The sequence below is a fragment of the Clostridium sp. D5 genome, assembly GCF_000190355.1.
Lineage (GTDB): Bacteria > Bacillota > Clostridia > Lachnospirales > Lachnospiraceae > Faecalicatena > Faecalicatena fissicatena_A.
The window spans coordinates 54,744-65,618 of record NZ_GL870820.1; the positions used below are offsets into that span (position 1 = coordinate 54,744).

Consider the following 10,875-nt stretch of genomic DNA (forward strand, 5'->3'; position numbering starts at 1 on the left):
CCTGTTGGAAATGCTTTTAGCGAGCATAGCGGCAGTTAGAGGAAATCCGTGAAATCAGTCAGAAAAAAGCTGCTTCCGAAGCAGCTTTTTAGAACGCCTGAGGCGTTTAATCATCAGATTAAACGGTGAATGCGTTCGGTTCTGACTGATTTTGCGGTTTTCCTCTTACTGCTGCTTGGCGCAGCGGCTGTATTTCCAACAGGACAGGTGTTTTTCACAGTCCGTCCCGGCTCACGGTAAGCGCCACCCTCCATCCGCTCCCGAGTCTAAAGCTCGTGAGCTAAATCCCAAGCTTCATAAAGTGGCATGAAAAGGATTGTTTTATCTGTAGAGGGATGTTAAAATTAGCATACAAATCTAAAGTTCTTAGATTTCTTTTATTACTGTGGCGTTCGTCCAAAATATTCCGTGTTTTTTATGAATAAGGAGAGGCGGTGAATCTAATGGGAGATTAGGTACTTTTTTTATAAAGGTTTTTATAAAGCAAAGCAAAGTCCTTTTTATGGGACATGTAAAATTGTATAATGGAATTGCAAAATTGTTGTTGACATTTTACAACAAGTATAATAGTATATTAATAGAAAGCGAACAACTGTTCGAGAACGAGAAGGAGAGTAACGGTATATGGCTAATGGAAATGAAGATAAGAAAAAAGCGCTGGAAGCGGCGATTGCGAAGTTAGAGAAGGATTTTGGAAAAGGGACGGTTATGAAACTGGGAGAGCCGGGAGCACATGTTGCTGTGGAGACAGTGCCGACAGGGTGTCTGAGCCTGGATCTGGCTTTGGGACTGGGCGGTGTTCCGAAGGGGCGTGTGATTGAGGTCTATGGGCCGGAGTCCAGTGGTAAGACGACCGTTGCATTACATATGATTGCAGAGGTACAGAAGAGAGGCGGTATCGCAGGTTTTGTTGATGCAGAGCATGCACTTGATCCCGTATATGCGAAGAGTATTGGCGTTGATATTGATGAACTTTATATATCGCAGCCGGACAGCGGTGACCAGGCGCTTGAGATTACGGAGACTATGGTGCGCTCGGGAGCGATTGATATTATTGTAATTGACTCAGTGGCGGCACTGGTGCCGAGACAGGAGATTGAAGGGGATATGGGGGACAGCCATGTGGGACTTCAGGCAAGGCTGATGTCCCAGGCTTTGAGAAAGCTGACTCCGGTTATCAGTAAGTCTAACTGTGTTGTTATTTTCATCAACCAGCTGCGTGAGAAGGTGGGGGTTATGTTCGGTAATCCTGAGACTACGACAGGCGGACGTGCACTGAAGTTCTACGCATCTGTCAGAATGGATGTGAGAAGGATCGAGACATTAAAACAGAGCGGTGAGATGGTCGGCAACCGAACCAGAATTAAGATTGTCAAGAATAAGATTGCACCTCCGTTTAAAGAAGCTGAATTTGATATCATGTTCGGAAAAGGAATTTCCAAGGAAGGAGATATCCTGGATCTGGCAGCGGGAATTGATGTGGTGAAGAAGAGCGGTGCCTGGTATGCATATGAGGGTGAGAAGATCGGACAGGGAAGAGAGAATGCCAAGGCATATCTCACAGAACATCCGGAAGTGATGGAAGAGCTTGACCGCAAAGTTCGCGCTCATTATAAGCTGAATGGTGAGGGTGAAGAGGAAGAAGCTGCAGAAGATTTAAAGCTGACTAAGAAAGCAAAGGATGCGAAAGCTGCTGTGACGGCAAAGTCCGCAGATGAAGCACCGGAGGAAGCATAAGATGACAGTTACAAAGCTGGATGCTGTAACGAAAACAAAATCCAAAGTATTTCTGGACGGCCAGTTTGCCTTTGTTTTATACAAGGGTGAACTGGCCCGCTATGGTATCAAAGAAGGGGCAGAGGTCGGGGAAGATGTTTACAGGAAGATATTGGATGAGGTGATCATAAAGCGTGCCAAATTAAGGGCAATGCATCTTCTGGAAGATATGGACCGCACCGAGTCCGGTCTGCGCGATAAGCTGAAACAGGGATTGTACCCGGAAGAAGCAATTGAAGCTGCCGCAGCATATGTTAAGTCATTTGGATACATCGATGATTACCGGTATGCAAGACAGTTTATTGAAAGCAGGAAGTCCTCAAAGAGCAGGCGGGAGATTTATGCCCTGCTGTGCGGCAAAGGCGTGTCGAACGATGAAATTGAGCGGGCATTTGAAGAATGTTTTGAATCTGGCAGTGAAAGGGATGCAATCCTGCAGATTGTCAGAAAAAAAAGAGTCAATCTGTCACAGGCAACAGAGGAAGAAATGCGCAAATTATATGGCTATTTATCGAGAAAAGGCTTCCGTTATGAGGACATCCGTCAAGTGATACAAAATTATGATGAGAATGCTTGACATAGTTGTGAAAACAGTATAAAATTTAACTGTTGTATTTAAGTAAGACTGTACAATGAAAATTGAACAAGGAGGTGCTCCTGTGCCAACAATGATAAGTATTGTTATTGCTGTAGCCCTCGCGTTGATAGTTGGTATTATTACTCACTTTGTAACGATATCCAATCTCAGGAAGAATGCTGATTCCAAGATTGGCAATGCTGAAGCAAAGGCAAGGGAAATAATTGATGATGCCGTAAAGACTGCTGAGACAACTAAAAAAGAAGCTCTTTTAGAGGTGAAGGAAGAGTCTATCAAGACGAAGAATGACCTGGAAAAAGAGACAAAAGAGAGAAGAGCCGAATTGCAGCGTTATGAGAAAAGGGTGCTTGCAAAAGAAGAGTCCGTTGATAAACGGTCAGAGGCGATCGAACAGCGTGAAGTCAAATTTACAGCAAAAGAAGAGCAACTGAAGCAGCGTGAAGCAAAAGTAGAAGAACTTAGTCAGAAAAGAGTACAGGAACTAGAAAGAATCTCAGGACTTACCTCCGAACAAGCAAAAGAATATCTGTTGAAAACTGTTGAAGAAGATGTGAAGCATGACACAGCCAAGATGGTAAGAGAGCTGGAGACACAGGCAAAGGAAGATGCGGACAAGAAGGCAAAAGAATACGTTGTCAATGCAATCCAGAGATGTGCGGCTGACCATGTGGCTGAGACTACAATTTCTGTAGTGCAGCTCCCAAGTGATGAGATGAAGGGAAGAATTATCGGCCGAGAGGGACGGAATATCAGAACTCTTGAGACACTGACAGGTGTCGAGCTGATTATTGACGATACGCCGGAAGCGGTTGTACTGTCAGGATTTGATCCGATCAGAAGGGAAGTTGCAAGAATTGCCCTTGAGAGATTGATTGTGGATGGACGTATCCATCCTGCCAGAATCGAGGAGATGGTAGAAAAGGCACAAAAAGAAGTGGACACGATGATAAGGGAAGAAGGAGAGGCGGCGTCTCTGGAAGTAGGCGTGCCGGGAATTCATCCGGAATTGATTCGTCTGCTTGGACGAATGAAGTTCAGAACCAGTTATGGCCAGAATGCTTTGAAGCATTCTATTGAGGTTGCTCAGCTGTCAGGACTTCTGGCCGGTGAGATCGGTCTGGATGTCAGGATGGCAAAACGTGCCGGACTCCTGCACGATATCGGCAAATCAATTGACCACGACGTGGAAGGTTCACATATTCAAATTGGTGCAGATCTTTGCAGAAAGTACAAAGAGTCTCCGACAGTAATCAATGCAGTGGAATCACATCATGGAGATGTTGAACCTCAGACATTGATTGCATGCGTAGTTCAGGCGGCTGACACAATTTCTGCTGCAAGACCAGGTGCAAGAAGAGAAACAATTGAAACATACACAAACAGATTGAAACAATTAGAAGAAATATCAAACCAGTTTAAAGGTGTTGAAAAGTCTTTTGCTATTCAAGCAGGTAGAGAGATTCGAGTTATGGTAGTTCCGGACCAGGTATCTGATGATGACATGGTACTTATGGCCAGAGAAATTGCAAAACAGATTGAGTTTGAGTTGGAATATCCAGGCCAGATTAAAGTAAATGTAATTCGCGAATCGCGTGTTACGGATTATGCGAAATAATTTATATCAGATCGAGATTGTGGCCCTTGTCGTAAGACAAGGGCCTTTTTTATTGGGGGAGAGGAGGCACTGTTTCCCTTCTCCCGGTCAACGGCGCTGGGTGAATCCCGCAGGAAGGTGGGAGAATACGGATGGTTACTTAAGGGATGGGGGCTTACGGTGAAATGGATTGGGCATCGCAAAGGATGCACGGATGAGATTAGGATAAATGGCTGAGGTATAGGGGATTGAGTGGGAGAATGAGAAAAATGAAAGAAGCGCACATAGAAATTGCAAAAAGGTGAAGAAAATTACGGAAAATAGTGAGGAAATAACTAATTAGGAATTTTGAATAAATATAACTTGCAAAAACCGGTAACGTATATTATAATAAGAAACCAGAATGTGTTTTATGTATATTAGATGATGAATTGTATGGAATTGGAGGATGTTAAGATGTCACTTAGTTTATCAAAAAAGGCTGCAAGTGTGAAGCCTTCATCTACTTTGGCTATTACTGCGAAGGCTAAGGCCTTGAAGGCGGAGGGAATTGATATCGTTGGATTTGGAGCCGGCGAGCCGGATTTTAATACCCCGGATAATATTAATGAGGCGGCTATTAAAGCTATTAAGGAAGGGTTTACAAAGTATACGCCCGCATCAGGGACTGAGGAACTGAAGAAGGCTGTCAGTGCCAAGTTCAGGGAATTTAATGGTCTTCACTATGAGGCGAATCAGATTGTGATCAGTAATGGGGGAAAGCATTCTCTGACGAATATTTTTGAAGTGATTCTGAATCCGGGAGATGAAGTGATTATTCCTGCTCCATACTGGCTTACTTATCCTGAGATTGTGAAACTATCCGATGGAGTTCCTGTGTTTTTATATGGAGCCAGAGATAATGGATATAAAGTGACGGCGAAGCAGATTCGTGAAGCCGTGACGGATAAGACAAAGGCTTTGATTTTAAATACACCGAGCAACCCGACGGGGATGGTATACTCCGAGGAAGAACTGCGTGCGATCGCAGAGATTGCAGTTGAAAAAGATTTCTATGTTGTGGCGGATGAGATGTATGAATATCTTATTTACGGCGAGAAAAAACATGTGAGCATTGCTTCTTTGGGGGATGAGATTTATAAGAGAACCATTACCTGCAGCGGTGTATCTAAGAGCTACGCTATGACAGGATGGAGAATCGGATATACCGGGTCCAGCGCGGAGATTGCCAAGATGATGGGCAGTGTGCAGAGCCATCAGACATCCAATCCGAACTCTATCGCACAGAAAGCGGCGCTGGAGGCGCTGACAGGCGACCAGTCAGCTCTCGGAGAGATGAGGGTTGAATTTGATAAGAGAAGAAAGTATATGTTTGACAGGATTTCGGCAATGCCGCTTCTGGAGCTGTTGGAACCGGAAGGAGCATTTTATGTATTTGTAGACTTTACAAATGTTCTGGAAAAGTCATACAAGGGCCAGAAGATCGGAACTGCGGCAAGAGCAGCAGAAATTCTCATTGAAGATTATCAGGTTGCAGTTGTTCCGTGTGCTGATTTTGGATTTGACAATTTTGTCCGTTTGTCTTATGCTATTTCTTTAGAAGCCATTGAAAAAGGGCTCGACAGAATAGAAAAGTTTGTATCCTCTCTGTAGGAGCATAAAAAGGAGCATGTTATGAGCGGACAGATTAAAAGATTAAACCGGCAGCTGAAGTTTAAAGGCAATATTATTGACTTTTACCAGGATACCATGGAGATTGACGGAGATCATACCGTGGTCTGGGACTTTATCAAACACAAGGGGGCGGCTGCGGTCGTACCTGTCACCGATGACGGCAGAATCCTGATGGTAAGGCAGTATCGGAATGCGCTGGAGCGCTATACACTGGAAGTTCCTGCCGGTGCGCTGGATCAGGAGGATGAGTCAGGCATTGTATGTGCAGGAAGAGAGTTGGAGGAAGAAACAGGCTACAAAAGCGTTGATCTGGACTGGCTGATCACACTCCGCACCACAGTTGCATTCTGCAATGAAAGAATTGAGGTTTACGTTGCCCGGAACCTGATCCCGTCAAAGCAGCATCTGGATGAGGATGAATTTATCGATCTGAAAGCTTATACAATAGACGAACTGAAGGAGAAGATTTTCTCCGGCGAGATACAGGATGCGAAGACCGTTTCTGCACTGCTCGCATATGATACGAAATATGGAAAAAAAGAATAAATAAGAAACCCCGGCATATAATGAAATATCTTAGCAATAGGAGGAACGCCTGTGAAGATACTTCATACAAGGAAGCAGCTGCTTGCTTTCTTCATGCCGGGTTTTTTATTTGGAATATTGTATGTGAATCTGATTATGAAGAAATATACAGCAGAGCCGGGGATATTCAGCGACTATTTTTTAAGCCAGTATCAGTCGGCATCAATTGTGGCCGAGGAATACATCTGGTATCTGATTAAAATCCGGACCGTTCCATTTCTCATCCTGCTGGGATTGGCATTCACAAAAATGCGGAAGGCAGCCTCCATAGCATTTCTGGCATGGACGGGCTTTTCAAGCGGCATGCTCCTGTCAATGGCAGTTCTGAGCATGGGGATCAAAGGAAGCATTCTCTGTATTGTAGGAATCCTCCCCCAGTTCCTTCTCTATATCCCTGCATATATGGTCATCATCTGGTACAGCTATACATATCCCCAAAATAGATGGAATACACAGAAAAGCATATTTCTGGGACTCACCATGCTGGTGGGAATCATACTCGAAGCATACATAAATCCTATACTTATGCAGGCTTATTTGGGGACTTTGTAGCAGGAGGGGGGCGCCCCGGGAGCCGGATATAGGGGCAGACTGGAAACGGGTTATGGCTGCAAGCTGGAGTAGAGTAAAAAGGAAGGACAACAGAGGCAACCTGGCCACATCACCCGAAGCCCGATGGCTTCGCGCGCTGGGGCCAGGAATTTTTGTGATTCGGAATCACAAAAATTACCTCTGTTGTCCTTCCTTTTTACTCAACTCCAGCTAACAGCCATAAGACGCTTCCAGTCTGCCCCTATGTCCGGTTCCCGGGGCTGGGCGCATCCGGCAGGAAGTTCCCCATACTACCCAGGAGGGCAACGCTGACGGGGGCAGTGGATCTGGCCTGGTGATGCGGAAGATGTGCTGGCTGGAGAGAGGCTGTGAAAAGACTTCCTTTCAAAAAACAACCTGTGGTTGAACTTTACTCGTATCCAATTCCCATACGCTGCCCCGGTCGGAAATCCCCCCTGGAGCGATATTACCTGACGATTTGATGAAGCCCAGCCTGCCTGAAATGGGGAGAACGATGCGGCGGGAACAAACAGTGGAGGGGGCTGGGAGTATAGAGCGCATGGTTAGAAGTCCTTACGCAAAAGGAACCGCCCATGAGGGATGAAAAGTGATTTACCAAATCACTTTTCAGTACAACCTAATGTCAGAAAGCATCGGCTTTCTGGCTGCATGTTGCACGTGCCCTCATGGGCGGTTTCTTTTACGTTAGGACTTCTCCATAAGCGGGTTACTCCCAGCCCCCTCCACTGTTTGTTCCCGCCGCATCGTTCTCCCCATTTCAGGCAGGCGTCCCCTCCATCCACTCACTCGTCCCTCGCTCCCTAAATTTCTTTCTTGAGGACGATTGCAGCGCAGATGCTTACGATTAATTGGCTTGCCAGCATTCCCCAGAGGTATCCCTGGATTCCGAACAGGGGGATGGCTGCGAATACGCTGGCGATCCGGATGAGCAGTCCAAAGGAATTGATGAGGAAGGTGTAGGAGGTCTTGCCAAGTCCGTTGATGACGCTTAGCAAAGCGGAGTTTGTGTATAAGAAGGGGCACATCCATGCTAAGGTGATGATGAATTTTCCTGCGGTGGAGCTTCCGAACAGGACAGTGCCCATCCAGCCGCCCAGAACCAGGAAGATGAAGCAGCAGCCCAGACCCAGGATGAAACAGGAGCCGGCTACTTTTTTTATAATATTGAGCATATCGTCACGGTTGTTTGTGGTTTGTATCTCGGCGACCGTGGGCATGAGCATGATGGAGATGGAACTGGTGATGGCCGACGGAAACAGGATGCAGGGCAGCGCCATACCGGTGAGGACTCCGTAAATGCTGAGTGCTTCGCTTGTAGAGTGGTTGTGCAGCTGCAGCCGGGCAGGGATGGAGATGGCCTCAATGCTCTGCAGCAGGTTGATCAGCACCCGGTTGGCTGTCAGGGGCAGGGATAAGGGCATCAGCTCTTTAAAACGGTGGAGAAAATCTGTATATGTAATATTCAGGTGTGCCAGGACGTGGGTGCTGCGGGTCAGAGACTTTGCCGCGTACAGCGCGGAGAGCATTTCACCTATGACAAGTCCGAGTACAGCGATCGTGATCGGTATATCTTCGCCTTTTTTCATTAGAATTAAATAAAATACATAGACAGAAAGGATTCTGGTTACCTGTTCTACCACCTGGGAAAGAGCGGGGATTTTTGTCTCTTTCATGCCATAGCAGTATCCGCATATACAACTGTGGATGGCTGCAAACGGCAGGGCGTAGGATAGTGGAATGAGCAGCGGTTCGCAGCGGGGATCTCCCAGCAGCTTTTCGGATATGTAAGCTGCATTTCCCTGCAGAAACAGGACACAGACACAGGAAAGAAGGACGGACAGGACGAGGCCGAGCAGAAGGATCTGCCGGGCTTCTTTTTTTCGGCCCAGGGAAACTTTCTGGGCTACTGTCCTGGATATGGCGGTTTCCAGTCCTGCGGCGGTGAGTGCAAAACAGAGTGAATAGACAGGGAAAATAAGCTGGTACAGGCCGACGCCTTCTTCACCGAAAGTATGGCTTAGAAAAATCCGATAGAAGAATCCCATAAACCGGCACAGAAATCCGGTTGCGGTAAGAATAAAGGTCCCGCGGATGATGGTTTGTTTTCTGGACAAGGGTATCTCCTAAAAAAACATATTTTTACAACATATTCCTGTTTCTGGCTTGACAGAACTGAAAACGGGTGGTATTCTACAAAAGAAGAAATCCTAGTAAATTACTAGGGAATGAAATGATAGGAATTAAAACACTAGGGATTAAAATACTAGGAATTAATTCAGGGCGTTGTGGTATGCTAACTCTGAGACAAAATCGCTATTGATTACAGGCTTGCCTGTGAACAGTAACACTAGATCAGAAGTCCAGAATATTAATAAATAAGAAGGTGATGATTTGAAATTATCTACAAAAGGAAGATACGGGCTGCGCGCTTTGATAGATCTGGCACAGCACAGTGAGGCGGATCCTGTTTCTATTACGAGTATCTCGGACAGGCAGGGCATTTCCGAGAGGTACCTGGAACAACTGATGTCTATGCTGAAAAAGGCGGGGCTGGTCAAGAGTATCCGGGGCGCCGGCGGTGGTTATGTTCTGGCAAAGGATCTGGAAGAGATATCTGTAGGAGATGTTCTGCGTGCCCTGGAAGGCAGTCTGGAACCAGTGGAATGCTCGGGCCTGCATCCTGAGGAAGGATGTAAAGCGGCAGACAGCTGTGTTACCAAGTATGTATGGCAGCGTATTAATGAGAGCATTAACCAGACGGTTGATGAGATGAAGCTGGCCCAATTGGTCGAAGAAAGCAAGAAGATGGGATGTCAGGACATACACGGGCAGACCGGGTGTAAGAATTAAGGAAGGATGACGAAGAATGAATAAACTGATTTATTTGGATAATGCTGCAACAACAAAGACGGCACCGGAGGTAGTGGAGGCTATGCTCCCATATTTTACAGAGCATTACGGCAACCCATCCAGCGTATACGGATTTGCAGCGGCCAACAAGGATGTAATTACAAGACAGAGAGAGATTATAGCAGAATCCATTGGAGCCAATGGCAGCGAGATTTATTTTACAGCAGGCGGATCGGAGTCAGATAACTGGGCGCTGAAAGCAACAGCCGAGGCTTATGGGAAAAAGGGCAGACATATTATTACTACTAAGATCGAACATCACGCCATACTCCACACGGCAGATTTTCTGGAGAAAAATGGATTTGAAGTGACATATCTGAACGTGGATGAAAATGGTACTGTGAAGCTGGATGAACTGAAAGCTGCAATACGTCCTGACACAATACTGATTTCCGTAATGTTTGCGAATAATGAAATCGGAACGATTCAGCCGATAGAAGAGATCGGTGAGATTGCACATGAGCATGGAATTCTGTTCCATACAGATGCAGTGCAGGCTTTCTGCCAGGTGCCGATTGATGTGGATGTCTGTCACATTGATATGCTCAGCGCCAGCGCACATAAACTCAACGGCCCGAAGGGCATCGGCTTCTTATATATCAGAAAAGGTGTGAAGATCCGCTCCTTTATTCATGGCGGAGCACAGGAGAGAAAGCGCCGTGCTGGTACGGAAAATGTGCCGGGGATTGTCGGGTTTGGGAAGGCCGTGGAACGTGCGGCGGGTTCATTAAAGGAGCGCACAGCTGCTGAGGCAGAACTTAGGGATTATCTGATCGGAAGAATTGAAAAAGAGATTCCTTACTGCAGGCTTAACGGCCACAGAGAGAACAGGCTGCCGAATAATGTGAATTTTAGTTTCCGGTTTGTGGAAGGCGAGTCGCTTCTGATCAAACTGGATATGAACGGGATCTGCGCATCCAGCGGATCGGCCTGCACATCAGGCTCCCTGGATCCTTCCCATGTGCTGCTGGCCATCGGGCTCCCCCATGAGATTGCGCATGGCTCTCTGCGTATGACACTGAGCGAAGAAACAACCAGAGAAGAGTTGGATTACGTAGTGGAAAAGCTGAAGACGATTGTAGAGGATCTGAGAAATATGTCACCTTTATACGAGGATTTTATAAAAAATAGTAAGGCTTGAAAAAACCTTGCCAACTATTTTTTA

Annotated in this window: 9 protein-coding genes; 8 read left to right on the forward strand and 1 reads right to left on the reverse strand. The window is 46.2% G+C overall.

Annotated features, from left to right (window positions below):
* Window positions 1-624: 624 nt before the first annotated feature.
* The 6 genes from recA to HMPREF0240_RS20440 all read left to right on the forward strand — a co-directional run bounded on the left by recA (window position 625) and on the right by HMPREF0240_RS20440 (window position 6,779).
* The gene (gene recA, locus HMPREF0240_RS20415; RefSeq protein ID WP_009005303.1) at window positions 625-1,737 is read left to right on the forward strand and encodes a recombinase RecA; all 1,113 of its coding nucleotides are present in this window, start codon (window positions 625-627) and stop codon (window positions 1,735-1,737) included.
* 1 nt (window position 1,738) lies between these two features.
* Entirely contained in the window at window positions 1,739-2,353 is a 615-nt protein-coding gene (locus HMPREF0240_RS20420; RefSeq protein ID WP_009005304.1) for a regulatory protein RecX, read from the forward strand.
* A 91-nt stretch (window positions 2,354-2,444) separates the two neighbouring features.
* A complete protein-coding gene (rny, locus tag HMPREF0240_RS20425) occupies window positions 2,445-3,989 on the forward strand; it encodes a ribonuclease Y (RefSeq protein WP_198137834.1) in 1,545 nt (514 codons plus the stop codon).
* Between the two features lie 435 nt (window positions 3,990-4,424).
* A complete protein-coding gene (locus HMPREF0240_RS20430; RefSeq protein WP_035314403.1) occupies window positions 4,425-5,621 on the forward strand; it encodes a pyridoxal phosphate-dependent aminotransferase in 1,197 nt (398 codons plus the stop codon).
* A 21-nt stretch (window positions 5,622-5,642) separates the two neighbouring features.
* Window positions 5,643-6,188, forward strand: coding sequence for an NUDIX hydrolase (locus HMPREF0240_RS20435; RefSeq protein ID WP_009005307.1), 546 nt, complete (start codon window positions 5,643-5,645; stop codon window positions 6,186-6,188).
* 51 nt (window positions 6,189-6,239) lie between these two features.
* Window positions 6,240-6,779 (forward strand): hypothetical protein, encoded by a 540-nt coding sequence (locus tag HMPREF0240_RS20440; protein WP_009005308.1) that lies wholly within the window; start codon window positions 6,240-6,242, stop codon window positions 6,777-6,779.
* 821 nt (window positions 6,780-7,600) lie between these two features.
* On the opposite strand, the gene HMPREF0240_RS20445 is transcribed toward HMPREF0240_RS20440, so the two are convergent.
* Window positions 7,601-8,914, reverse strand: coding sequence for a polysaccharide biosynthesis protein (locus HMPREF0240_RS20445; protein WP_009005309.1), 1,314 nt, complete (start codon window positions 8,912-8,914; stop codon window positions 7,601-7,603).
* 277 nt (window positions 8,915-9,191) lie between these two features.
* Here HMPREF0240_RS20445 and HMPREF0240_RS20450 point away from each other — a divergent pair, with 277 nt between their 5' ends.
* Together HMPREF0240_RS20450 and nifS are read left to right on the forward strand one after the other, a co-directional pair.
* Window positions 9,192-9,650, forward strand: coding sequence for an Rrf2 family transcriptional regulator (locus tag HMPREF0240_RS20450; protein ID WP_009005310.1), 459 nt, complete (start codon window positions 9,192-9,194; stop codon window positions 9,648-9,650).
* A 16-nt stretch (window positions 9,651-9,666) separates the two neighbouring features.
* Window positions 9,667-10,851 (forward strand): cysteine desulfurase NifS, encoded by a 1,185-nt coding sequence (gene nifS, locus HMPREF0240_RS20455; protein WP_009005311.1) that lies wholly within the window; start codon window positions 9,667-9,669, stop codon window positions 10,849-10,851.
* Window positions 10,852-10,875: the final 24 nt, after the last annotated feature.

Bases quoted from the DNA above. Each gene is read 5' to 3' on its own strand.
- recA (WP_009005303.1), top strand. From the start codon at position 625: ATGGCTAATGGAAATGAAGATAAGAAAAAAGCGCTGGAAGCGGCGATT.
- HMPREF0240_RS20420 (WP_009005304.1), top strand. From the start codon at position 1,739: ATGACAGTTACAAAGCTGGATGCTGTAACGAAAACAAAATCCAAAGTA.
- rny (WP_198137834.1), top strand. From the start codon at position 2,445: ATGATAAGTATTGTTATTGCTGTAGCCCTCGCGTTGATAGTTGGTATT.
- HMPREF0240_RS20430 (WP_035314403.1), top strand. From the start codon at position 4,425: ATGTCACTTAGTTTATCAAAAAAGGCTGCAAGTGTGAAGCCTTCATCT.
- HMPREF0240_RS20435 (WP_009005307.1), top strand. From the start codon at position 5,643: ATGAGCGGACAGATTAAAAGATTAAACCGGCAGCTGAAGTTTAAAGGC.
- nifS (WP_009005311.1), top strand. From the start codon at position 9,667: ATGAATAAACTGATTTATTTGGATAATGCTGCAACAACAAAGACGGCA.